The 23637-nt window shown below is 69.5% G+C and carries 25 protein-coding genes and 1 pseudogene; 12 read left to right on the forward strand and 14 right to left on the reverse strand.

Annotated features, from left to right (window positions below; genetic code table 11):
• Position 1: 1 nt before the first annotated feature.
• Positions 2-439: an OsmC family protein gene (locus FK268_RS08770; RefSeq protein ID WP_146433134.1), complete on the reverse strand. Its 438-nt coding sequence runs from the start codon at positions 437-439 to the stop codon at positions 2-4.
• Positions 440-532: 93 nt separating this feature from the next.
• Here FK268_RS08770 and FK268_RS08775 point away from each other — a divergent pair, with 93 nt between their 5' ends.
• The 3 genes from FK268_RS08775 to arr are packed head-to-tail and all read left to right on the forward strand — an operon-like array spanning position 533 to position 2000.
• Positions 533-1069 (forward strand): hypothetical protein, encoded by a 537-nt coding sequence (locus FK268_RS08775; protein WP_146433136.1) that lies wholly within the window; start codon positions 533-535, stop codon positions 1067-1069.
• A gap of 10 nt (positions 1070-1079) precedes the next feature.
• A complete protein-coding gene (locus tag FK268_RS08780; RefSeq protein ID WP_146433138.1) occupies positions 1080-1568 on the forward strand; it encodes a DUF1648 domain-containing protein in 489 nt (162 codons plus the stop codon).
• Positions 1569-1577: 9 nt separating this feature from the next.
• Positions 1578-2000, forward strand: a complete 423-nt coding sequence (gene arr / locus FK268_RS08785; RefSeq protein WP_146433140.1) for an NAD(+)--rifampin ADP-ribosyltransferase — start codon at positions 1578-1580, stop codon at positions 1998-2000.
• A gap of 8 nt (positions 2001-2008) precedes the next feature.
• Here the strand turns inward: arr and mutM are convergent, their stop codons facing one another.
• The 7 genes from mutM to FK268_RS08820 all read right to left on the reverse strand — a co-directional run bounded on the left by mutM (position 2009) and on the right by FK268_RS08820 (position 7663).
• A complete protein-coding gene (gene mutM / locus FK268_RS08790) occupies positions 2009-2869 on the reverse strand; it encodes a bifunctional DNA-formamidopyrimidine glycosylase/DNA-(apurinic or apyrimidinic site) lyase (protein WP_146433142.1) in 861 nt (286 codons plus the stop codon).
• Positions 2869-3648: a ribonuclease III gene (gene rnc / locus FK268_RS08795; protein ID WP_146433144.1), complete on the reverse strand. Its 780-nt coding sequence runs from the start codon at positions 3646-3648 to the stop codon at positions 2869-2871. The genes mutM and rnc overlap by 1 nt, the downstream gene beginning before the upstream one ends.
• Positions 3645-4223, reverse strand: coding sequence for a YceD family protein (locus FK268_RS08800; RefSeq protein ID WP_146433145.1), 579 nt, complete (start codon positions 4221-4223; stop codon positions 3645-3647). The genes rnc and FK268_RS08800 overlap by 4 nt, the downstream gene beginning before the upstream one ends.
• Positions 4224-4272: 49 nt before the next feature.
• Positions 4273-5073, reverse strand: coding sequence for a DivIVA domain-containing protein (locus FK268_RS08805; RefSeq protein WP_146433147.1), 801 nt, complete (start codon positions 5071-5073; stop codon positions 4273-4275).
• A gap of 127 nt (positions 5074-5200) precedes the next feature.
• On the reverse strand, positions 5201-5674 hold the full coding sequence (coaD, locus tag FK268_RS08810) for a pantetheine-phosphate adenylyltransferase (RefSeq protein WP_146433149.1): 474 nt from the start codon (positions 5672-5674) through the stop codon (positions 5201-5203).
• Complete coding sequence (rsmD, locus tag FK268_RS08815) at positions 5671-6231, reverse strand: 16S rRNA (guanine(966)-N(2))-methyltransferase RsmD (protein WP_146433151.1); 561 nt, start codon at positions 6229-6231, stop codon at positions 5671-5673. Before rsmD ends, coaD begins: the two co-directional genes overlap by 4 nt.
• Positions 6232-6253: 22 nt before the next feature.
• Positions 6254-7663, reverse strand: coding sequence for an MFS transporter (locus FK268_RS08820; protein ID WP_146433153.1), 1410 nt, complete (start codon positions 7661-7663; stop codon positions 6254-6256).
• 217 nt (positions 7664-7880) lie between these two features.
• Here FK268_RS08820 and FK268_RS08825 point away from each other — a divergent pair.
• Positions 7881-9483 (forward strand): annotated as a pseudogene (locus FK268_RS08825) (alkaline phosphatase D family protein).
• Positions 9484-9486: 3 nt separating this feature from the next.
• On the opposite strand, the gene FK268_RS08830 reads toward FK268_RS08825, so the two are convergent.
• Both FK268_RS08830 and FK268_RS08835 read right to left on the reverse strand, forming a co-directional pair.
• Positions 9487-10890, reverse strand: coding sequence for an LLM class flavin-dependent oxidoreductase (locus tag FK268_RS08830; RefSeq protein WP_146433155.1), 1404 nt, complete (start codon positions 10888-10890; stop codon positions 9487-9489).
• A 97-nt stretch (positions 10891-10987) separates the two neighbouring features.
• Positions 10988-11368, reverse strand: coding sequence for a VOC family protein (locus FK268_RS08835; protein ID WP_146433157.1), 381 nt, complete (start codon positions 11366-11368; stop codon positions 10988-10990).
• Between the two features lie 40 nt (positions 11369-11408).
• Between FK268_RS08835 and FK268_RS08840 the strand changes: the two genes are divergently transcribed.
• The 5 genes from FK268_RS08840 to FK268_RS08860 all read left to right on the forward strand — a co-directional run bounded on the left by FK268_RS08840 (position 11409) and on the right by FK268_RS08860 (position 15504).
• The gene (locus FK268_RS08840) at positions 11409-12272 is read left to right on the forward strand and encodes a ribokinase (protein WP_146433159.1); all 864 of its coding nucleotides are present in this window, start codon (positions 11409-11411) and stop codon (positions 12270-12272) included.
• Positions 12269-13144: a Vgb family protein gene (locus FK268_RS08845; RefSeq protein WP_146433161.1), complete on the forward strand. Its 876-nt coding sequence runs from the start codon at positions 12269-12271 to the stop codon at positions 13142-13144. The genes FK268_RS08840 and FK268_RS08845 overlap by 4 nt, the downstream gene beginning before the upstream one ends.
• Before the next feature lie 109 nt (positions 13145-13253).
• Entirely contained in the window at positions 13254-13784 is a 531-nt protein-coding gene (ectA, locus tag FK268_RS08850) for a diaminobutyrate acetyltransferase (protein WP_146433163.1), read from the forward strand.
• A gap of 35 nt (positions 13785-13819) precedes the next feature.
• A complete protein-coding gene (gene ectB / locus FK268_RS08855) occupies positions 13820-15118 on the forward strand; it encodes a diaminobutyrate--2-oxoglutarate transaminase (RefSeq protein ID WP_146433165.1) in 1299 nt (432 codons plus the stop codon).
• Positions 15115-15504, forward strand: coding sequence for an ectoine synthase (locus FK268_RS08860; protein ID WP_068535713.1), 390 nt, complete (start codon positions 15115-15117; stop codon positions 15502-15504). Before ectB ends, FK268_RS08860 begins: the two co-directional genes overlap by 4 nt.
• A gap of 53 nt (positions 15505-15557) precedes the next feature.
• Here the strand turns inward: FK268_RS08860 and FK268_RS08865 are convergent, their stop codons facing one another.
• Both FK268_RS08865 and FK268_RS08870 read right to left on the reverse strand, forming a co-directional pair.
• Positions 15558-16328 carry an energy-coupling factor transporter transmembrane component T family protein gene (locus FK268_RS08865; RefSeq protein ID WP_146433167.1) on the reverse strand — a complete coding sequence of 257 codons (771 nt, stop codon included), beginning with the start codon at positions 16326-16328 and terminating at the stop codon, positions 15558-15560.
• Positions 16325-18313, reverse strand: coding sequence for an ABC transporter ATP-binding protein (locus tag FK268_RS08870; protein ID WP_231706989.1), 1989 nt, complete (start codon positions 18311-18313; stop codon positions 16325-16327). The genes FK268_RS08865 and FK268_RS08870 overlap by 4 nt, the downstream gene beginning before the upstream one ends.
• A 94-nt stretch (positions 18314-18407) precedes the next feature.
• Between FK268_RS08870 and FK268_RS08875 the strand changes: the two genes are divergently transcribed.
• Positions 18408-19160, forward strand: coding sequence for an isocitrate lyase/PEP mutase family protein (locus tag FK268_RS08875; RefSeq protein WP_146433169.1), 753 nt, complete (start codon positions 18408-18410; stop codon positions 19158-19160).
• A gap of 4 nt (positions 19161-19164) precedes the next feature.
• On the forward strand, positions 19165-19686 hold the full coding sequence (locus tag FK268_RS08880; RefSeq protein ID WP_146433171.1) for a hypothetical protein: 522 nt from the start codon (positions 19165-19167) through the stop codon (positions 19684-19686).
• Between the two features lie 2 nt (positions 19687-19688).
• Here FK268_RS08880 and FK268_RS08885 read toward each other — a convergent pair whose 3' ends face one another.
• Together FK268_RS08885 and FK268_RS08890 are read right to left on the reverse strand one after the other, a co-directional pair.
• Positions 19689-21044, reverse strand: a complete 1356-nt coding sequence (locus tag FK268_RS08885; protein ID WP_146433173.1) for an MFS transporter — start codon at positions 21042-21044, stop codon at positions 19689-19691.
• Complete coding sequence (locus FK268_RS08890; protein WP_231706990.1) at positions 21041-22429, reverse strand: MFS transporter; 1389 nt, start codon at positions 22427-22429, stop codon at positions 21041-21043. The genes FK268_RS08885 and FK268_RS08890 overlap by 4 nt, the downstream gene beginning before the upstream one ends.
• A 110-nt stretch (positions 22430-22539) precedes the next feature.
• Between FK268_RS08890 and FK268_RS08895 the strand changes: the two genes are divergently transcribed.
• Complete coding sequence (locus tag FK268_RS08895) at positions 22540-23637, forward strand: magnesium and cobalt transport protein CorA (protein WP_146433175.1); 1098 nt, start codon at positions 22540-22542, stop codon at positions 23635-23637.

Genomic DNA, 23637 nt, shown 5'->3' on the forward strand with positions numbered 1-23637 from the left:
ACTACTCCGAGGTGATCTCGAGATTGACCGTGGTTCCGGCCTTGAGCGTGCGGCCCACGGTGCACACCTGATCGATCGCGCGCCGCGCGACGGTGATGAGCCGCTCGCGGCCGGCCTCGTCCAGCTCGGACAGGTCGAGCTCGAGGATCTCGTTGAGCTCGGGGTAGACCTCGTTCTCGCGGTCCGCATCGCCCGAGACGCGCACGGTGGCGTCGTAGTCGTCACCGAGCCGGCGCGCCAGGACGTGATCGGTGGACATCCCGCTGCACGCCGCGAGCGCGATCTTGAGCAGCTCACCGGGGGTGAATACGCCTTCCACATCCACGGAGCCCACCAGCACCTCGGCGCCGCGCGAGCTGCGCCCGGTGTAGCGGCGCACGCCGGTGCGCTCGACCCAGAGTTCGGTGGACGGTGCCTGCGCGGTGGTGTCGTCGGCCATATGTCCAATCTACGGCAGCATCGTCCGCCACCAGCGGCCAACCGGGCCGTGCTCCCGCGTCACGACGCCGGACGGGACGGTAGCGTTGGAGGCATGCGCGCGCGGTGGTGGTCGTTCCTCGGGACGGTCATCGCGTACGCCGCGGCATCGGCGTGGGCCGCCGTCTCCGGCCCGGACCCCTTCCCCACCCACTTCGGCCTGTCCGGCCATCCGCTGACGTGGAGCCCACGGGGCGAGGCGGTAGTCGTGCACACGCTGATCGCCGCCGGGATCGCCGTCGTCTTCGCCGGCCTGGCGCTCGTCGCGCCCCGGATCCCGTCGTCACTGATCAACACACCCCGCCGCGACTACTGGCTCTCCCCCGCACACCGTCCCCGCTTCGACGCGATCGTCTCCGGCTTCCTGCTGTGGACCGGCGGCCTGCTCCTACTGCAACGTGCGGCGACCGTCGTCGTGACGATCATCGACGCCGACGAGACCGCCGCGAAGTCGACGCTGCTCGTCCTGTTCCTCCTCGCGGTCGTGGGTTCCGTCGGGTACCTGCTCTGGTCGCTGTGGCACCCGCCCACGCGCTCCATGCCGACGCGGGGTGCCCACCCGGATCACCGCACCACTCGTTCGCGACGGTAACGTTGTAGCCATGCGACCCCGCTGGTGGATCTTCCTCGGCGCACTTCTACTGTGCGGTGCCTCCCTCGCCTGGGCCGCGGTCTCCGGTCCCGACCCGTTCCCGACCCATTGGAACGTCTCCGGAGTCGGGGACGCATGGGCGCCCCGCGGCCGGGCACTGGCGATCGCCGCTGCCTCCACGGCCGGTGTCGCGGCACTGTTCGCCGTCCTCGCCGCGTGCACGTCGGCCATCCCGGACCAGTTGATCAACCTTCCCGTCGGCTCCCGCGCCTACTGGCTCGACCCCGAGCATCGCCCACAGCTCGACGCCCAGCTGCAGCGCTTCCTGCTCACCATCGGCACCGGAGTGCTGCTCCTGCTCACCGTCACCGTCGTCGGAACCATCGTCAGCCCGGACGGCAATCCGGTTCTGGCCGTGTCCATGTGGGTCTTCCTGGCGCTGGTCGTGCTCAGTGTCGGGCATCTGCTCTGGCGGCTCCTGCGTCCTCCGGCCCGGTAGTCTGGGCCGATGAGCGCTGCATCGGAAACCGGCCCGTTCTTCCACGGCACGACCGCCGATCTTCACGTCGGTGACCTGCTCAGCGCGGGTTTCGTCTCGAACTACCGCCCCGACGTGGTGATGAACCACATCTACTTCACGGCCCTGCGCGACGGTGCCGGTCTCGCCGCGGAGCTCGCCGCGGAGCTCAAGTCCGACGGTGCCGCACCTCGCGTCTACGAGGTCGAGCCGACGGGCCCCTTCGAGGACGATCCCAACGTCACGGACAAGAAGTTCCCCGGCAATCCCACGCGTTCCTACCGCAGCACCGAGCCGCTGCGCATCGTCGCCGAAGTGACCGACTGGACCCGGCTCACCCCCGAGGCCCTCCAGATGTGGCGCGACACCCTGATCTCGAAAGCCCCCACCGATCGCGGCGAGATCATCAACTGATCCACCGCTCAGCGGCGCGGCACCGTCTGACAGGTCGGGCAGAAGTGCGAGCCCCGGTTCATGAAGGACTCGCGCCGCATGATCGTGCCGCAGCGGCGGCACGGCTCACCGTCACGCCCGTAGGCGTTGAGCGACCGCTCGAAGTAGCCGGACTGGCCGTTGACGTTCACGTACAGCGAGTCGAAGCTGGTGCCGCCCTGATCCAGCGCACGCCGCATCACGGCGGTGGCGTCGTTGATCAGCCGGCCGAGAGCGGGCTTGGTGAGCGCGGAGGCGCGGCGCCGGCCGTGGACGCCGGAGAGCCACAGCGCCTCGTCGGCGTAGATGTTGCCGACGCCCGAGATCACGGTCTGATCGAGCAGCACGCGCTTGATCTCGGTGTCCTTGCGCTTCATCCGGGCGATGACCGCATCGCGGTCGAACAAGGGGTCCAGGGGATCGCGTGCGATGTGCGCCACGGACGCGGGCACGAGCGCACCGTCGGCCTGCACGAGCGGGTCCACCGCCCACCCGCCGAAGGTGCGCTGATCGACGAACCGCAGGACGGCGCCGTCGGACAGCCCGGCTCGGATGCGCAGGTGCCGGTCATCGCCGGGCCCCACCAGCATCTGCCCGCTCATCCCCAGATGCACGACGATCGCCGCGTCCGCGGAGGCACCGCCGCGCGCGAGCGGCAGCCACAGGAACTTGCCGCGCCGCTCGGCGGATTCCACATCGGCACCGGTGATCTGGCCGATGAGATCCGCCTCACCGGCGACGTGCCGGCGCGCGGCGCGCGGATGCAGTACCTCGACGGAGGTGACGCCGCGGCCCACCAGGTGATCGACCAGACCGCGCCGGACGACTTCGACCTCGGGCAGCTCGGGCATCAGGCGGACTCGGGCGCCTGCTCGGCCCCGCCGTCCGCCGCATTATCGGCAGCAGATCCGGCGCCGCCCTCGTCCAGCGACTTCCAGGCGGCCGCGGCGGCCTTCTGCTCGGCCTCCTTCTTGGTGCGACCCACGCCCTCGCCGAGATCGCTCGAATCCACCACCGCGACGGCGGTGAACTCCTTGTCGTGATCCGGCCCCGTCGACGTGATGCGGTACGCCGGCGCGCCCAGGTCCCGCTCCGCGGTGAGCTCCTGCAGGGAGGTCTTCCAGTCGAGTCCCGCGCCCATCGACGACGAGGTCGTGAGCAGCGGCAGGAACAACCGGAGGACCACCTCGCGGGCGGTGTCGATGCCGTGCTGGATGTGCACGGCGCCGAGCAGCGCCTCGGTGCCGTCGGCGAGGATCGAGTCCTTGTCGCGGCCGCCCGTCAGCTCCTCGCCGCGGCCGAGGTAGAGATGCGCGCCGAGGCCGCCCTCCCCCAGCCCACGGGCCACGCGGGCCAGTGCGTGCATGTTGACGACGCTGGCACGGATCTTGGCGAGCTCGCCCTCCGGCTTGTCGGGATGCGTGGTGTAGAGCCACTCGGTCACCGAGATGCCCAGCACGCTGTCGCCGAGGAACTCCAGCCGCTCGTTGGTGGGCAGCCCGCCCGCCTCGTAGGCGTAGGAGCGGTGCGTGAGGGCCAGGGTGAGCAGTTCGTCGTCGAGTTCGACGCCCAGGGCTTCCAGCAGCGGAGCGCGGTCCGTGGCGGGCGGCGCGGGGAGGCGCTTGCTCACTTCTTGTCGGCCTCACCCTCGGTGGCGAACTTCGCGAGTCCGGCCCAGCGGGGGTCGATCTGCTCGTGGTGGTGATCGGCGGGCAGGTCGGCCAGCTTCTCGCCGCAGCCCTGGCACAGGCCCGGGCAGTCGTCGGAGCAGGTCGGATCGAGGGCCAGCTCCATGCCGATGGCGTCGATGATCGCCTGCTCGAGGTCGATCATGTCGTCCTCGATGCGGTACATCTCGTCGTCGTCCGTGGTCTTGGCCGTCTCGCTCTCCGGGTAGGCGTAGAGCTCCGTCAGGAAGACGTTGAGTGCGCCGGACAGCGGGTCGAGGCAGCGGGCGCACAGCCCGGCGGTGTTCGCGCTGACGGTGCCGGTCACGAGCACGCCCTCGGAGACGGCCTGGACCTGCAGGTCCAGGTCGACCTCCTCGCCGGGCTCGACGCCGATCAGGTCGACGCCGATGCGCTCGGGCGCGGCGACCGTGCGATGCACCTGCGCTGAGGTGCCCGGCCGTCGCCCGAAGGCACGGACGTCGAGCACGTACGGCTTACCAGCCGGCTGGCGCACGGCGGCATTGGGTTCGTTCACAACAATCCTCGTCGAACTCGTCAGGTCAAGCCAAACACCCGATTGTACGTCACGAGGCCCGATGCGCGTCCGCCCGTGATTCTGCGAACTCCTCGAGGTAGCCGTCAGTGGCGCCGTGATCGCTGTAGTCGTGCACGCCAGCGGCGGTGCGCAACTGCTGGCGGCCGCGGTTCACGGACCGCATGGTGGCGCCCAGCACCTCTTCGAACTGCGAGAGCTTGGTGTCGACGTACACGTCGCACTCCCCGCGCAGGCGATCCGATTCGGCGTGCGCGGCGTCGATGATCCGGTCCGACTCGCCCTTGGCGGCGGCCACGACCTCGGTCTCGGCGACGAGACGTTCCTGCTCGGCGATGCCCTCGGCCACCGACCGCTGGTACGCGGCGTTGCCGTCGGCCACGAGTCGCTCGGCCTCGGCGCGGGCGCGGCCGGTGACGGCCTCGTACTCGCGCTGGGCACCGCGACGGATCCGCTCGTCCTCAGCGCGGGCTTCGGCGACCAGGCCGGTGGCGTGCTGATGGGCCTCCGCCACCATGCGGTCGGCCTGCGCCTTCGCGTCGGCGAGGAGGCGGTCGGCCTCCGCACGGGAGCGACTCAGCGTGGCGTCCGCCTCGGAGTTGGCCTGGGCCACGGTGGTGTCGTAGTGGGTGCGCGCCTCGCTGATCAAGCGATCCTTCTGATCGAGCACGTCCTGCGCGTCGTCGAGGTCGGCCGGAAAGGCGTCGCGGATGTCGTCGAGGAGCTCGAGCACATCGCCGCGGGGCACGAGGCACCCGGCGGTCATGGGGACGCTGCGCGCCTCCTCCAGGATGGCGCCCAGCTCGTCCAGTGCTTCGAATACGCGGTACATACACCCATTGTGACGGGTGGGACCGATGTTTCGCCGTAACGGCGTCGCCGCGTGTCGACCCTCGGGGAATCCGCCGATTTTCAACTCGCGCTGAATATATGCGCTGCCGGCTCGAGATCGGCCGAATTCACGACAGCTTGGCGGCCACAGCCTTCTGCACGTTGGGCGGGATCAGGGCGGACACATCGCCACCCAGCTTCGCGACCTCCTTGACCAGCGAACTGGACACGTAGGAGAACTCCGGCGCGGTGGTCAGGAAGGCGGTCTCGACGCCGGTGAGGTGCATGTTCATGCCGGCCATCGGGAGCTCGTAATCGAAGTCCGTCGAATTGCGCAGCCCCTTGAGGATGCACGCGACGCCCTGCTGTTCCGCGTAGTCCACGAGCAGCCCCGTCCACCGGTCCACGGTGACGCCGGGCAGGTCCGCGACGTTCTCCTCGATCAGCGCGATCCGCTCGTCGATGGAGAACATGCCCTGCTTGTTGGGGTTGACGACGACGGTGATCACGAGCTCGTCGAAGATCCGCGCGGCACGGCGGAAGATGTCCAGGTGGCCGTTGGTCATCGGGTCGAACGATCCGGGGCAGCACGCCTTACTCATGCCCGGTCATCCTGCCAGACGGCGATCTCCACGCGCGTCTCCCCGTAGTCGCGCGTCAGCTCCGGTTCGAATCCCTCGGGCCATGTGGTGCCGGCCGAGCGGGTGGACCGCTCCACGACGACGAACGCGCCGGGCGCGAGCCACCCCCCGGTCAGCGCGGCCACATCACCGTCGACGGTGTCCGCGGGCAGGTCGTACGGCGGGTCGAGGAAGACCAGGTCGTAGGGCTGTGCCGGAAGCTCGAGGTACGCCCTCGCGGCCCGACGGTGCGCCGCCGCCCCCGGCAGGCCGACGGCGCGCGCGTTCTGGTCGATCACCGCCACCGCCTTGGCATCGGCGTCGACCAGCACAGCCCGGGCGGCACCACGGGAGAGGGCCTCGAAACCGAGCGCCCCCGACCCCGCGTAGAGGTCGAGGACGGCGAGATCGTCGAAGTCGAGGCGGGACTGCAGCGCGCTGAACAGCGCCTCGCGCACGCGATCCGAGGTGGGGCGGGTGCCGCGGGGCGGCACCGCGAGCCTGCGTCCGCGTGCCGCCCCGGCGATGATCCTGGTCACCGGTCCACTGTAGTCACGCGCGTCAGCTCGCCTGGGCGAGCTTCGCCTCCTCGATCTGCGCGAGATGGGTGGCGTTCGTATCGGGCCCCGGCACCTCGGTGCCACGGATGGAACATCCCTTCGTCTCCTGCAGGAAGGGCAGCGCGATGAGGCCGATCACGCACGCGCCCATCATGTAGAACGCCGGGAACATGATGTTGCTCGTGGCGTCCACGAACGCCTCGTTGACCAGCGGCGCGGTGCCGCCGAACGCTGCGGTCGCCACGTTGTAGGAGATGGCGAAGCCGGCGAATCGCACCTGCGTCGGGAACATCGCGGGGAAGGTCGCGGTGATCGTGGCCAACTGCGGGACGTACAACAGACCCAACACGGTCAGTGCGATGACCGCCCATACGAAGCCCTGCGTCATCAGCTCGAACATCGGCCAGGCCAGCACGAGCAGGCCCACCAGCGAGACCCACCACATCGGCTTCCGCCCGGTCCTGTCCGACAGTGCACCGAAGAAGGGGATCGCTGCGGCCATGATGACCTGGGCGATCAGGAGCATCATCGACGCATCCTTCTTGGGCATGTCGATCGCACCGTTGAGGTAAGTGGGCATGTAGGCGATCAGCGTGTAGTTCGCGACGTTCAGGGCGATCACGAGTCCGAACAGGATCAGGATCGGGCGCCGGTACTCGACGAGCAGCTGGCGCAGCCCCTTCAGCGCCGAATCCTGCGACTGGTCCTTCTCCTTGATCTCCTCGAAGACCGGGCTGTCGTGGATCTGGTTACGGAGGTACCAACCGATCAGGCCCATGGGCAGCGCCATCAGGAACGGCAGGCGCCAACCGAAGGACTGCATCTGCTCCTCGGTGAGCAGGACCTGCAGGAGCAGTACGATCGCGGTACCACCGGCGAAGCCGCACATGGTGCCGAACTCGAGGAAGCTTCCGTACCGGCCGCGCTGACGATCCGGCGAATACTCCGCCATGAAGGTCGCGGCGCCGCCGTACTCGCCGCCCGTCGAGAAGCCCTGCACCATGCGGAGAACGATCAGCAGGACGGCTCCGAGCCACCCTGCGGTGGCGAACGTGGGCAGGACCGCTACCAGCGCAGTCGCCCCCGCCATGAGCAGAATCGTGGTGGCGAGGACGGCCTTCCGGCCGATCTTGTCGCCCAGCGGACCCCAGACGAACCCGCCGAGCGGCCGCAGAATGAACGACACGGCGAAGCCGAGGAGGGTGCCGATGGTCCCGTGGTCGGGGAACAGGGCGGTGCCGATGTAGGTCGCCGTCGACGCGTACACGCCGTAGTCGAACCATTCGGTGAAGTTGCCCATCGCGGACGCGGAAATGGCTTTGTGCAGCTTCGACTTACGCTGCTGCTCCGTCTCCTGGAGCCCCACCGAAGAGAGCGGCGAGCTTCCGGACGTTGTTGAGTTATCAGGCATGCAGATCAGCCCCTGGCGTTGGTCACCGTGCGGACCGGGCTTGCCTGTGGCTAGACACTGCTGGGCCCACCGGACGTGTGATTACCGCGCGTTCGACGTTAACAGAATCGAAGTGCCGATCCCGCCTTTGTGGTTCACCATGTGGACACCGGTTCGCATCCCCGCTGGTAACCGGTTGTTCGCCGGCACGGAACCGGACTGCGGCATCGTTTCCGCAATGCCCCTCAGTGATTCGCAGTTCTCGCGTCGTTCCCTCCTCAAGGCCGGCACCGCAGGCGCCCTGCTCGTCCCGGCCGGCTCGCTCCTCTCGGCGTGCGGCAGCTCGTCCGACGGTGCCGCCGCCTCGTCCTCGCCCGGCGTCGTCCGCGCCCGGCCCTCGCTCACGCACGGCATCGCCTCCGGCGACCCCCGCACCGACGGCGCGCTGGTCTGGGCCCGGTCAGACGCTCCCGCGCGGATGATCGTCGAGACGGCCTCCTCGGAGTCCTTCAGCAACCCGCGGCGCTTCGAGGGCCCCCGGCTCGATCCGTCGTCCGACGGTGCCGGACGCCTCCGCATCACCGGCCTCGAGCCCGGCCAGACGGTGCACTACCGCGTGACCCTTGAGGGCGAGAACGGCGCGACGTCGGAGCCGGTGGCGGGCACTTTCCGCACGGCGCCGTCGGCGGCCGGGAACGTGAACTTCACCTGGTCCGGCGACGTTGTGGGCCAGGGCTGGGGCATCAACCGCGACGGGGGCATGGCGATCATGGGTGCGATCGCCGATACGCGCCCGGACTTCTTCATCCACTCCGGTGACGCGATCTACGCCGACAATCCGGTCGAGGAGACGCAGAAGCAGAACGACGGCAACGTCTACCGCAGCGTGACCGCGCCGGCGAAGGCGCATGTGGCACAGACCCTGGACGACTTCCGCGGCAACTTCGCCTACAACCGTCTCGACGAGCACTATCGGCGGTTCGCGGCGACCGTCCCCCAGCTGATCCAGTGGGACGACCACGAGGTGATCAACAACTGGTTCCCCGGCGAGAACCTGACCGGCCAGAACCGCAAGGGCTACACCGAGACCGACGTGAACAAGCTCGCCGACTTCGCCTATCAGGCGTGGCGCGAGTGGCAACCGGTGCAGCCCACCGAGGCCGCCGACGGACGCCTGTACCGCAAGATCTCCTACGGTCCGCTCCTCGACGTCTTCGTACTGGACATGCGCAGCTACAAGGATCCCAACCCGAACAACTGGGCCACGACGGACGACGGCGGCATCCTGGGGCGCCAAGCAGACCCAGTGGCTGATCGACGGCCTGACCTCCTCGAAGGCGGTCTGGAAGGTGGTCGCGAACGACCTGCCGCTGAGCATCGTGGTGCCGGACTCGCTGTCCGACCCGAAGGACGGCCCGAAGTCGATGGAGGCCGTCGCGCAGGGCGACAACGGCGCCCCGCTGGGCCGCGAGATCGCCTTCTCCCGCATCCTCTCCCGCACCAAGGACGTCAAGAACGTCGTGTACCTCACAGCGGACGTGCACTACACCGCTGCGATCTCCTACCACCCGGACAAGGCGGCCTTCCAGGACTTCTCGCCGTTCTGGGAGTTCGTCTCGGGTCCGCTCAACGCGGGCGCCTTCCCGAAGAGCCCGCTCGACGGCACTTTCGGCGCGCAGTACGAGTTCGTACACGCCCCCGACAAGGCGAACGCCTCGCCCGCCGAGGGCTTCCAGCACTTCGGGCAGGTCACCATCGACGGTGGCACGCGCGCTCTGACGGTCAACCTGCGCGACGCCAAGGGCGCCTCGCTCTACAGCAAGGAACTCCCCGCCGTCTGAGTCCTACACGGACGCGCCCACGCGGGTCTCATCGCCCGCGCGGGTGTAGCGGTACCGCTGGGCGGGGTGATCGGCCGCGAGCCGGTCACCCTGCCCGAACAGCTTGTTGCGCAGCGTCCCCGGTGCGTACTCCGACGGGTACACGCCCCGTCGGCGCAGCTCCGGCACGATGAATTCGACGATGTCCTCGAACGTGCCGGGCGTGATCGCGTAGGCCAGGTTGAAGCCGTCCACATCGGTCTCCTCGACCCATTCCTGCAGCTCGTCGGCCACGCGCTCGGCGGAGCCGACGAGCACCGGCCCCATGCCGCCGATACGACCCCACTTGCCGATGTCCTCGACCGTCCACTCCTTGCCCGACGGATCGGCCTGTTGGAAGTTGGAGACGGCGGAGATGATCGCGTTGGACTGCACATCACCGACGGGATCGCTCGGGTCGTAGGCGCCCAGGTCCACCCCCATCCAACCGGACATGAAGACCAGCGAGCCCTCGATGCTCGCGTAGCGGTGGTACTCCTCGAGCTTGGCCTGCGCCTTGGCCTCCGTCTCGTCGGTGACGATCGTGAGCAGCGTGTACACCTTGGCCGAGTAGGGATCCCGGCCATTGGCGACCAGCCCCTCGCGCACCGTGCGGACCACCTTCTTCAGGATCTCCTTGGTGGGCGCCGCCACGAAGATCGCCTCGGCGTTCTCCGTCGCGAACTTCAGGCCGCGCGGTGAGGCTCCGGCCTGGTAGATGACTGGCGAGCGCTGCGGCGAGGGCTCGCCCACGTGGATGCCCGGCACGTCGAAGTACTTGCCGTGGTGGTTGATCGGATGCACCTTCGACGGATCGGTGAAGACGCCGCTCTCGCGGTCGCGGATCACCGCGTCGTCCTCCCACGAGCCCTCCCACAGCTTGTACAGCACCTCCAGGTACTCGTCCGCGTGGTCGTAGCGCTCGTCGTGCTGCAGTTGGTCGAGCTGCCCCATGTTCTTCGCTGCGGACGGCAGGTAGCCGGTCACCACGTTCCAGCCGATCCGGCCGTTCGTGAGGTGATCGAGGGTGGTCAGGCGGCGCGCGAACGGGAAGGGGTGCTCGAAGCCGGTGCCCGCGGTGATGCCGATGCCAAGATGCTCCGTCGCGCCCGCGATGGCCGAGGCCAGCAGGATCGGATCGGACACGGGGACCTGCGCCGCGTGCTTGATCGCCGCGTCGCCGTTGCCGTTGTACGCGTCGTAAACGCCCAGGACGTCGGCGATGAAGATGCCGTCGAAGGTGCCGCGCTCCAGCAGCTTCGCGAGGTCCGTCCAGTAGCCGAGTTCCTTGTAGCGGTGCGACTGGTCCTCCGGGTGCCGCCACAACCCCGGGGACTGGTGGGCGACGCAGTTCATGTCGAAGGCGTTGAAACGGATCTGACGGCTCATATCGGCCGACGGTAGGCGGCGGGCCCGCGCCCGCCCAGGCTTGCACTCAGCGTGAGGCGAGCCCGACCGCACGCACCGCGGGGCGAACGGCGGACCGTCAGGCCAGGTTGAGCTGCCAGGAGACGCCGAACCGATCGCCCACCCACGCGAAGGCCGTGGAGAAGCCGTACTCGCCGAGCGGCATGTAGGTCTTCCCGCCGGCGCCGAGCGCCGCCGTCAGCCGCTCCAGTTCCTCACGGTCGTCGCAGTCCACGAACAGGGAGGTCGACGGGGTGAAGTCGAAGGCGTGATCGACCGCGCTGTCGCTGATCAGCACGTGCTGCCCCTTGATCACGAGCTCGGCGAGCTGGATTCCGTGCTGCGGTTCCGCGTGCGGGACCGAGGTGAGCACCGCACCGTCGAAGGTCGCGACGTACAGCGCGATCGCCTCGGCGGCGACCCCGCCCTGGAACATGAGGAACGGACGAATCATGGTCATGGGCCGAGCCTACGGTCGCCGTGCGCCGTAGGGTGCGGGCATGACGTCAGTGGTCGTGGTGGGCAGCGTGAATCTGGACGCGGTCACGGTTTGCGAGCGATTCCCGCAGCCGGGCGAGACGGTGACGGGTGTGTCGGTGGCCTTCGGCCAGGGCGGCAAGGGTGCGAATCAGGCCCGGTCCGCGGCGCGCGCCGGCGCGTCGACGGTGTTCGCGGGCGCGGTCGGCGAGGACGCCGCCGCCGAGACGGTCCTCGGTTCTCTCGCCGCGGCGGGCGTGGACGTCTCGCTCGTCGCGCGGGTCACCGGCAGCACCGGTTTCGCGAACGTGACCGTGGACGCCACGGGCGAGAACCACATCGTGGTGGTTCCCGGTGCGAACGGTTCCGTCACCGTCGGCGAGGCGACCCGTGCGGCGATCGCCGACGCGGACGTCCTGCTCCTGCAACTCGAGATCCCCTTGCCGGCCGTCATCGACGCCGCCCGCGCCGCGCGAGAGGCGGGCACCGTGGTCCTGCTCAATCCCTCGCCCGTGCAGGCGCTTCCCGATCGACTCGTCGATCTCCTCGACGCCGTCATCGTCAACCGCGAGGAGGAGAAGGCGCTCGCGGAGGTGGTGGAGCGCGTGCCGTACGTGGTCACGACCCTCGGCGGCGACGGTGCCCGCGCCGCCGGATCCGACGGCACCGTCGAAGCGCCGGGGTTCGTGGTCGAGGTCGTCGACACCACCGGCGCCGGGGACGCCTTCGCCGGAGCCCTCGCCGCCCACTGGGACCTGCCGCCCGCCGAGCGCCTGCTCCGCGCCAACGCCGCCGGCGCCCTCACCGCCACCGCCGCCGGCGCGGCGGCCGCCCCGACCGGCGCCGAGATCGACGCCTTCCTCTCCGAACAGGAGAGCAGCCGATGACGATCACGTTCCACGACGTACCCGGCGCGGGCCCGTACGCCGTGACCACCGGGCCGGACGGCGGGCTGTGGTTCACGCTGGTCGGGAGCGGCGAGATCGGCCGGTACGACGTCGCGACGGGTGAGACCGTACGCTTCCCCGTCGGCGCCGACTCCGGTCCCACGATCATCGTTCCCGGGCGGGACGGCGCCCTGTGGTTCACGCAGTACCGTGCCCACCGTCTCGGCCGGATCACCGTCGACGGGGAGGTCTCCCACATCGAGCTGCCGCCGGGCTGCGGGCCGTACGGCCTCGCGACGGGGCCCGACGGTGCGCTGTGGTTCACCGCCACGGCCACGAACCGGATCGGCCGGGCCACGGTCACGGGCGAGGTCACCGAGTTCGACCTTCCCATCTCGGGCGCCTTCCCGTCCGCAATCGCCGCGGGCCCCGACGGCGCGCTCTGGTTCCCGCTCAATCAGGCCGACGCGATCGGCCGGATCGCCCTCGACGGATCGATCCGGACCTTCCCCCTCGACGCCGGCAGCGCACCGGTCGGCATCGCGGCGGGCCCGGGCGACACCCTCTGGTTCGTGGAGATCGGGGCGGGACGGATCGGCCGCATCATGCCCGACGGATCCGTCTCCCGGTACCCCCTCGCCGACCCCGGCGCCCGACCGCACGCCGTCTGCGCGGGGCCCGACGGGCGGATGTGGTTCACCGAGTGGGCCGGCAATGCCCTCGGTTCGATCGACCCGGACGGACGAATCCGCAGGTACGAGCTGTCCCGGGCAGGCTCCGAGCCGCACGGCATCACCCCCGGGCCCGACGGTGCGCTGTGGGCGGCCCTGGAGATCGGCGCACTCGCGCGGATCGCCCCCGAGGACTCGTGATGTGACCCATCTCACATTGACCCGACTCGCTGGGGATACCCCGGTGTTCCAGTGACCGATTTCCGGCGACGGGTGACTTCCCCGGAGCCGGTTGTTAGCGTCGAAAGCGATGAGCCCGTCTCACAAGAGCGATCCCACCACCGCCGCGGAAGCGGGGGTTTCCACCCGATGCCCGTCGATCGACGACGGGATTCGGCTCTGGGAAATCGCCCGCGACACCGAGGTTCTCGATCTCAACTCGACGTATGCGTACACGCTGCTGTGCCGTGACTTCGCCGCCACGTCGATCGTCGCCGAACGCGACGGCGCCGTAGCGGGATTCGTCACGGGCTACCGCCGACCCGACCGCCCGGACACCTTGTTCGTCTGGCAGGTCGCGGTGGACGCCGCACACCGCGGCCACGGCATCGCCTCCCGCATGCTCATCGACCTGTTGGACCGTCTTGCGGTGGAGGGCGTTTCACGCCTGGAGACCACGATCACCGCGGACAACACCGCGTCCCAACAGCTCTTCGGCGCGGTGGCGAAGAAGCGCGGCTCCACCCTCGTGGTGAGCGATCTCTTCGCCTCGCACCACATCTCCCCCACCGATTCCGAACCACACGATCCCGAGCAGCTGTACACCATCGACCCCGCGTGATCGCGGGGCGCTGCACGGCCCAGAGGAGGATCACCATGGCAACCCTGACCGATGATCACACCAGTACCGCAGATTTCGAGCAGCCCTCGATCTTCAGCACCCGCGAGTCGCAGGTGCGCAGCTACTCGCGTGGCTGGCCCGCCGTGTTCGATCGCGCCGAGGGCTCATGGCTCATCGATCGCGACGGACGACGCTACCTGGACTTCTTCGCAGGCGCCGGCGCACTCAACTACGGCCACAACCACCCGAAGCTGAAGCAGGCCCTGGTCGAGTACATCTCCGAGGGGCACATCACCCACTCGCTGGACATGTCGACGGTGGCCAAGGGCGAGTTCCTGCAGACCTTCGAGGACAAGATCCTGCGTCCGCGCGGCCTCGACTACAAGGTGCAGTTCCCCGGCCCGACCGGCACCAATACCGTGGAGGCGGCACTGAAGCTCGCCCGCAAGGTGAAGGGCCGCGAGTCGATCATCAACTTCACCAACGCCTTCCACGGCATGACGCTCGGCGCGCTGTCGGTGACCGGTAACTCGATGAAGCGCGGTGGCGCGGGCATCCCGCTGGTGCACGCCACCCCGATGCCCTTCGACAACTACTTCGACGGCGTCGCGCCCGACTTCCAGTGGTTCGAGGCCGTGCTCGCCGACTCCGGCAGCGGACTGAACAAGCCCGCCGGCGTCATCGTCGAGACGGTGCAGGGCGAGGGCGGCGTGAACGTCGCACGGCCCGAGTGGTTGCGCGCACTCGCGGACCTGTGCGAGCGGCACGACATGCTGCTCATCGTCGACGACGTCCAGATGGGTTGCGGCCGTACGGGTCCGTTCTTCTCCTTCGAGGTCGCCGGGATCACCCCGGACATCGTGACCCTCTCGAAGTCGATCGGCGGCTACGGCCTGCCGATGGCGCTCACGTTGATGAAGCCCGAACTGGACGTGTGGGGCCCCGGTGAGCACAACGGCACCTTCCGCGGCAACAACCCGGCCTTCGTCACCGCCAAGCACGCAATCGACGAGTTCTGGTCCGACGACGCCCTCGAGAAGGAGACCCTCCGCAAGGGCGCGCACATCGAGAAGCGCTTCGAGGAGCTGTGCGCCGAGTTCCCGGAGCAGCTGAGCCATCGCGGCCGCGGCATGGTCCAGGGCCTGGTCTTCGAGGACGCCGACAAGGCCGGTGAGGTGTGCGCCGCCGCGTACCAGCAGGGCCTCCTCGCCGAGACCTCCGGCCCGTCGGACGAGGTGGTCAAACTCCTTCCGCCGCTGACCATCACCGATTCCGACCTCGACCTCGGCCTGGACATCCTGGCCACCGCGACCCGAAAGGTTCTGTCCGCATGATCGTTCGCACCACCGACGAGATCACAGGTACCGAGCGCGACGTCGCCGCCGGACACTGGCGCAGCAAGCGCATCGTCCTCGGCGGCGACAGGGTCGGATTCTCCTTCCACGAGACCGTGATCGAGCCCGGCACCGTCAACGAGTTCCACTACGCCAACCACGTGGAGGCGGTCTGGCTCGTGGAGGGCGAGGGAACTCTCCTCGACCGGGAGACCGGCGTCGAGTACCCGCTTGCTCCGGGCACGATGTACCTGCTCGACGGCCACGAGCGTCACACCGTGACGACGAAGACGCGGATGCGCATGCTGTGCGTCTTCAACCCGCCCGTCGTCGGCACCGAGGTGCACGACGAGAACGGTGTGTACCCCCTGGTCGCGGTCGACTGACCCGCCCCCGCTTCGACGCCCCGATGGTGCCCGGCACCATCGGGGCGTCGGCGTCAGAGGGCCAGGGCGAGCGCGCACGCCGCGAGCACGACGACGCCGGCAACGGCGTCGGCGCGGCCCGGCCCCGTGGCGTGGGCGACGAGACGGCCGGTGCCACCGCGGGCAGCGATCGCCTCCCCCATCTCGGTCGCCCGCCGCAGCGCCACCACCATCGCGGCCACGCACAGATCCACCAGCTCCGCCCTCCTGGTCCGCCTCACCGCGGGAGCGGGCTGCAGCCGGCGGGCGGCGGAGAGCGTGCGGAACTCGTCGATCATCAGCGGGAAGGTGCGCAGCGCCAGGGCCAGCGTGACGGCCCACTCGTCCACCGGAAGACGGAACACGCGCAGTGGCCGGCCCAGCAGAGCGACCGCAGGGGCCACATCAGCAGGATCGGTGGTCCACGCGACCAGCGCTCCCGCGCCCAGGAGCACCAGCCCGAGGAGCACGACCCTGGCGAGGTTCAGCAGCCCGCCCACGCCGAGCGCAGTCGACCCCAGTTGCCAGTACGGCGCCCCGCCGCTCGCGATCATCAGGCAGCCGCCGATCGCGGCGACCACCAGGATCCAGCGCGGCACCGCGGGCACCACGGAGACCGGGATCCGCGCGAGGGCCGCGGCGAGGACGAGCAGCACCGCGAACATACCGACCACGGGCCAGCCGGGATCGATCGTGAGCACGATCGACACCGCGGCGAGGGCGAGCAGCTTGGTGCCGGCCCAGAGCCCGTGCAGGTAGGTGCGCTGCGGCAGGACTCTCAGCACCAGCGACGACGATCGGCTCATGCGATCTCCTCCGCATCGACGGTGCCGCGGACGAGTTGGACCGTCCGGTCGCACAGCCGGTCCAGGTGGTCCACGTCGTGCGAGATGATCACCATCGCCTGACCGGCGTCGCGGATGCCGATCAGCAACTCGATGAGCTCGCGCTGCGAGGTGAGGTCGAGCCCGGCCAGGGGCTCGTCGAGGATCAGGAGCCGGGGCTCGCGCGCGAGGAGCCCCGCCAGCGCGACGCGGCGGAGCTGGCCGCCGCTGAGCCGGTCCACGAGGACGTCCGCCGAGGCCGCCGGAAGGCCGACCGCGGCGAGTGCCCGCGTGATCGCGACGGCGTCGTCGCCGCGGTAGCCGGCCAGGGCCGCGAGGGCATCGCCGGCCGAGCCGCGCATCAGCTGCAGGCGTGCGGCCTGCAGCGCCAGGGCCACCGCCCCGACCTGGTCCGTGACCGGCGCACCGTCGAGTTCACAGCTCCCGGCGGTGGGTGCCAGCAGGCCCGCCATCACCCAGGCGAGCGTCGACTTCCCCGATCCGTTGCCGCCGCACAGCAGCACCGCCTCCCCTTCACGGACGACGAGGTCGACACCCCGCAGTGCCGTACGGCGCCAGGGTGTTCCGGCGTCGTACTCATAGTGGACGTCGCGCAGGGTGAGCAGGGCGCCGCCCGGCGCCGGGCGCTCGTCCCCGGGGGCGTGGGCCGACGGGCCGGAGCGTTCCGCGCCCCCGAGGTCGACGGTGCGGTCCGCCCCGTCGGCCTCCTCCGGATAGTGCGTGATGTTGATCAGGCCGAGGTCGTGCTGCCGCGTGAGTCCGCGCAGCAGTCCCATCAGATCCGCGCGGCCGTCGCGATCGACCATCGTGGTCACCTCGTCCGCCACGACCAGCGCCGGCGTACGGGCCAACGCCGCCGCCACCGCCAGGCGCTGCGCTTCCCCGCCCGAGAGACCGGACGTGTCCCGCTCCCCCATGCCCCCGAGTCCGACCTCCGCGAGGAGGGCGTCCACATCCACGTCGACACCGTCCGGGAGCCCCCACACGACGTCGTCGGCGACGCGGATCCCGAGGATCTGGCTGTCGGCGTGCTGCAGCACGAGCGCCGTGCCCCCGATGCGGCCCAGGCCCACCGCGCCGGGCCGCTCGACGGTGCCGCCCGTCGGCGGGACACCCGCCAGGACGCGCATCAACGTCGACTTGCCCGTGCCGTTCGCGCCGGTGATCGCGAGATGATCGCCCGGCGCCACGGCGAAGGACAGGTTCGCGAGGGTGTCGCGATCGGCCCCCGGGTACCGGAAGTCGACGGCGGTCAGCCGCACGGGAAGCGGCCCGGGCACGGCGCCGTCCGCCTCGCGCGGCAGCAGGTCGCGCGGTGCGGCGCTGGTCGCCAGGACACGGCGCAGCACCGGGGTGAGGATCCGCCAGGCGAAGGAGCAGCCGAAGACCACGATGAGCCACACGGAGACCCAGACGAAGACCTGCCAGCGCTGCAACCCGAAATCCGCGAGGCGCAGCAGCGCGGACCCCGGTCCCGCACCACCCGGGAGCGGTAGCAGGAGCGCACCGAGGCCGCGCACGTTCGCCGCGAAGACGCCGAGCACCACCGTCCGGATCTCCGCGAGCACGGCGAGGAAGGCGAGCACCGCGCTCGCGACCACGACACCCCACAGTGCGGCGACAGCGAGCATGCTCCCCCGGCCACGGCCCCGTCGGCGCACGTGGCCGCAGATCACACCCATGTACACGCACGTCCACGCGGAGACCAGGCCGCCGAACCCGGCGAGCAGGAAGGACAGCAGTCCGGACGCCATCGCGGTCGCGACCGCCACGCGGGCGCGGTGGTGGAAGGCCAGCACGCCCATCGGAACCGCTCCGGCCCAGGCGAAGACGACAGCGCCCGGTACGACCATGGAGAGCACCGCGATCGCGGACATGAGCGCGGCGGTCACCGCCGCGTGGGCGAACTCGACGGGCCGCAGCGGACCTCTTTGCACGTCCAACATCGAATCACCCTATCCGCAGTAGATGCGTGGAACCGGTTCTGACACGGCACGGGGAAGGGCTGCGCCGCAGTCACGGATGGACCAGACTGAGCCCATGACCTCCCTCGCCGATCTGGCCACCACGCTCACGTCCCTCCACCGCAAGGGGGATCCCGTCGTCCTTCCCACCACCTGGGACGCCTGGTCGGCGAACACCGCCGTCGCCGCCGGCTTCGCCGCACTCACCGTCGGCTCGCACCCGATGGCCGATTCGGTCGGCAAGCCCGACGGCGAGGGGATGTCCTTCGACGAGGCGATGACCCGCGTCGCGCAGATCACCGCCGCGGTCGACGTGCCGGTCTCCGTCGACATCGAGTCCGGCTACGGACAGTCCCCCGAGCGGATCATCGAGGGGCTGCTGGGCGCGGGCGCAGTGGGACTGAACATCGAGGACACCGTCCACTCGGAGGGCGGGCGCTTCCGCGAGGCCCAGGAGCACGCCGACCTCGTGGCCGCCCTCCGCGCCGCCGCGGACGCCACGGGGGTGCATGTCGTGATCAACGCCCGCACCGACATCTTCAAGAATCAGGTGGGTGAGGCGGACGATCGCGTCGAGCGCGCCATCGCGCGGATGCAGTTGTGCGCCGACGCGGGCGCCGATTCGCTCTACCCCGTCGCGTTCCACGATGCCGCCACGCTCCGGCACCTCGCCGACGCGCTGCCGCTCCCTGTGAACGCGATCGCGAATCCTGCGACCGACGACCTGGCCGCTCTCGCCGCTGCGGGCGCGGGCCGGATCAGCTTCGGGCCGATCTGGCAGATGGTGCTCACCGAGCGGTCGAACGAGTTGCTCGCCCGCTGGCGCTGACGTCGTGGGACTGTTCTCGAGCTCGCCCCGTGGGACGAGCGGCCTCGTCGCCGGGCGCGTCACCGTGGTGGGTCTCCCTCTCGACGCCGAGGATTCGCGCGGCTACATCGGACGGTCGGTCCACGTGGCCGTGTCCGCGCCGGGGATCGCGCCTTTCCACCGGCGGGTGCGGGCCTCGATGCTCACATCCGACCGTTACCCCGAGGTCGGAATGACGGTGCCCGCGTGGCTCGACCCCGGCACTCTCGAGCCCGTGCACATCGAGTGGGAGATCATCCCGACGCGGGACGAGCGGGCCCGCGCCGCCTTCCAGTACTGCACCGGAGCGCCGGACACGCCCCCGCCCGGACTGCTCGCCGACGGGACGCCCTCGCCGCTCAGCCCGGCGGTCCTCGCCGCCTTCGCGACGACGCCGCATCCCGTCGACCGGTTGCACACCCTGGCGACCCTGCTCGACCGGGGACTGATGACGCGCGCACAGTTCGACGGCCTGCGCGACCGCGTCGTGCGGGAGGCCGGAGCGTAGCCCTACCGCGCGCCGTCGGCCACGAAGGCGCTGCCGCGCTCCCGGTCGAGGAAGGTCTCGGACTTATTGCGCAGGAAGACGATGTACACGAACAGCGAGATCGCGATGGTGATCGTCACGTAGGCGATGAACCACGGCACGTGCCCGGACTTCTTGGCCGCCTCGTACAACAGGGGCGCAGTACCGCCGAAGATCGAGTTGGCGAGCGCGTAGCCGATGCCGACGCCCAGGGCGCGCACGTGCGAGGGGAACAGCTCCGCCTTCACGAGCGCGTTGATCGAGGTGTAGCCGGTGATGATCACGTAGCCGAAGCAGACCATCGCGAGCGAGGCGATGGCGACGTGCACGTTCGGCAGGTAGGTGACGAGGAAGTAGGTGTACAGGACGCCGCCCACACCGAAGAAGACGAGCATGGGCTTGCGGCCGATCCGATCGCTGATCATGCCGCCGATGGGCTGGATGAGCATGAGGAAGATCAGGCCGATCAGGTTCACCCACGTCGCCGTGAGCGCGTGATCCGTGTACGCGGTCTTGACGATGGCCGGGGCGTTCACGCTGTAGACGTAGAAGGCCAGCGTGCCGCCCATCGTGATGAGGAAGCAGAGCACGAGCTGCCGCCAGTACCCCGTGAGCAGCTCGCGCATCGTGCCCGAGCTGGTGTCCTCGCCCGCCCGGACGGCGGCCAGCTGCTCCTCGGACAGCGACTCGTCCATCGTGCGGCGCAGCCAGAAGACGACGATCGCCGCGATGCCGCCCACGAAGAAGGCGATGCGCCAGCCGAAGTCGGACACCTGCGCCTTGGAGAAGATCCCCAGTAGGACGAGCAGCATGAACTGCGCGAGAACGTGGCCGCCGACGAGCGTGACGTACTGGAACGAGGAGAAGAAGCCGCGCCGCTCGCGCGTGGCCGCCTCGGACATGTACGTCGCCGACGTGCCGTACTCGCCGCCGGTGGCGAAGCCCTGAACCAGGCGGCACAGGATCAGGATCACGGCTGCGGCCACGCCGATCGTCTCCCGCCCGGGCACGATCGCGATGATGAAGGAACAGGCCGCCATGAGGGAGACACTCATCGTGAGCGCCGCACGCCGGCCCTTGCGATCCGCGTAGCGGCCGAAGAACCACGACCCGACGGGGCGCATGACGAAGGTGACCGCGAAGATCGCATAGACGTAGACCGTGGAGTTCTTGTCCGCCTTGTCGAAGAACTGGCTCTCGAAGTACGTCGCGAAAACGGTGTAGACGTACACGTCGTACCACTCGACCAGGTTCCCGCTACTGCCGCGCAGGGTGTTCCAGATCGCCCGTCGCGTCTCCGCCCGCGACGACGCGGGCGTCTTCGCACTCGATTCCGTCATGATCGCCTTCCGTCCTCGACCTCGTCGGCGGAGCGGCCCGTGCTCCGGTGGCCGAGAACGGCCACCGTGATCATCAGGGCGAGCATCGCCGCCGCGACCACCGCGAACACCCACACGCTGCCACGCTCATCGAGAATCGGAAGCAGAACGAATGGAAGAAACGCGGTCACCAGCTTCGAGAGCGAGTACGCCGCCCCGGCTGCCGTACCGCGGATCGCGGTGGGATAGGAGTCCGCGAGGTACACGTGGTAGGCGTTGGAGAACAGGTTCGACGCCAGCGTGTAGCAGAAGCCGGCGAGCACGATCTGCACCGGACTCGCGGCGAACCCGAACCACAGCCCGAAGGCGGCCATCAAGCCCGCCGAGCCGATCACGAGGTAGCGGCGCTCGATCCGCTCCACGATCGGCACCGCGATCGCCGCGCCCAGCGGGTATCCGATGTACGACAACGCGACGAACAGCAGCGAGGTCTGGATCGAGTACCCCTTGGCGAGCAGGACCAGCGGCGCGATGGTGCCGAACCCGTAGTAACCGAAGACCTCCAGCGCGGAGACGATCCACAGCATGACGGTGCGCCGGCGGTACGGCGGGCGGAACAGGTCGCGGATCGCGATCGACGTGGACTTCACCGGGCGCAGTGCCGCGTCCGGCTCGGCCAGCACCTTCCCCTCCGCGACCGCCTGCGCCTCCAGCCGGCGGACGATGGCGTCGGCCTCGTCGTACCGCCCCTGCGCCTCCAGCCAGCGCGGCGACTCCGGAAGGCCCCGTCGGACCAGCCATACGGCGAGGGAACCGAACGCACCGAAGAAGAACAGCAGTCGCCAGCCCTGCACCTCGGTCCCGCTGATGTCGAAGACGTGCGGGGTCAGCCAGCGCGCCGCGAAGCCTACGACGGGGACGCCGAGGAAGGAGACGACGTAGGCGAGCGAGATGTACTTGCCGCGCACGTTCTTCGGCAGGATGTCGGAGAGATAGGAATCGGCGAGAGCGAATTCGCCACCGATCCCGATGCCGGCGATGAACCGCGTCGCCACGAGGAAGGCGGCGTTCGGGCTGAACGCGCCCGCGAGCGACATCGCCGAGTACAGCGCCAGGTTGATCATGAACGCGGTCCGTCGTCCGTACCGGTCCGCCAGCCGGCCCATGAACAGCGCACCGATGAACTGTCCGATGAACGCCGAGGCCAGCAACAGTTTCAGCTCGTCGGGACCGAGCGCGAAGTCCTTCTTCAACACGGTCGCGATGGTCGCCGCGAGGAAGTTCTCGTATTGATCGAAGAACAGGCCGAGGCCGATCACCCCGACCGCGGCGAAGTGCAATCGCGTCATGGGGAGGCGGTCCAGCCGGGCCGCGATGGACGGTGCCTGCGAGGTCTCGGTGGTCACCCACCGAAATATACTTCGGTGTACGAATTCACGTGTACCGAGTGTGTCCGCGGGACGAATGGCTGGTGTGATCCCCCGCGCGCCGGCGGCGGGTGGTGTTGAATCAGCCCGTGATCGTCGATTGCGCCCACTACCTCGACGGTGCCCGGCAGGCCGAGGGGACCCTCGCCCCGCTCGACGCCGCACGTCTGTGCACCGGGGACGGATTCGTCTGGCTCGGACTGTTCGAGCCGACGCCCGACGAGATGGAATCGGTCCGCGAGGCCTTCGATCTGCACGAACTCGCCGTCGAGGACGCGCAGGACTACCACCTGCGCCCCAAGGTCGAGGACTTCGAGGCCTCGGTGAAGCTGGTCATTCTCCGCACGGCCAGGTACGACGACGCCCGCGAGGAGGTCGACTTCGGCGAGATCAGCGTCTTCGTCGCGAAGAACTTCGTCATCACCGTGCGGCAGGGGGTGGCGAGCGAACTGCACGAGGCGCGTGCCCGGCTGGAGCAGAAGCCCGAGCTGCTCGCGCTCGGGACCGACGCCGTTCTGTGGGCCATTCTCGACCAGGTCGTCGACGGATACGAGCCCGTCGTCGCCGGCTTGGAACACGACATCGAGCAGATCGAGGCGACGGTCTTCTCCGGTGCCGTCGCGCCCACCGAGCGGATCTACCTGCTGCGCCGCGAGGTCACCAACTTCTACCGCGCCGCGCATCCCCTGCTCGCCGTGGTCACCGCGGTCGGTAAGGGCCTCGGCGAGGAGCGCCTGGCCCCGTACCTGCGCGACGTCTACGACCGCCTCCAGCTGGTGAACGAGGAGGTCTCGGCCCAGCGCGATCTGCTCGGCACGATCCTGCAGGCGAACATCGCCGTCGTCTCGGTGCAGCAGGCCCACTCGGCGGCGCGACAGAGCTCGACGATCGAGCGGCTCACGATCCTGTCCACCATCTTCCTCCCGCTGACCTTCGTGACCGGCTTCTTCGGCCAGAACTTCGGCTGGCTCGTCGACCACATCGGCGGCGAGTGGCAGTTCTTCATCCTGGGCATCGGCGGTCTGCTGATCCCGCTCGTCGCGCTCGCATTGTGGCTGCGCCGCAACAAGGACCCCGAGATCGATCCGTTCGCCAGTGCGCACCACGGCGGGCACTCCACCTCGGGCGGTGCCGCGTCGGCGATCGGCGGCCAACCGCCGGCCGACCGGGCCGACGGTCAGCGCTGA

The organism is Tsukamurella sputi (assembly GCF_007858445.1).
In the GTDB taxonomy this organism is placed as follows: domain Bacteria; phylum Actinomycetota; class Actinomycetes; order Mycobacteriales; family Mycobacteriaceae; genus Tsukamurella; species Tsukamurella sputi.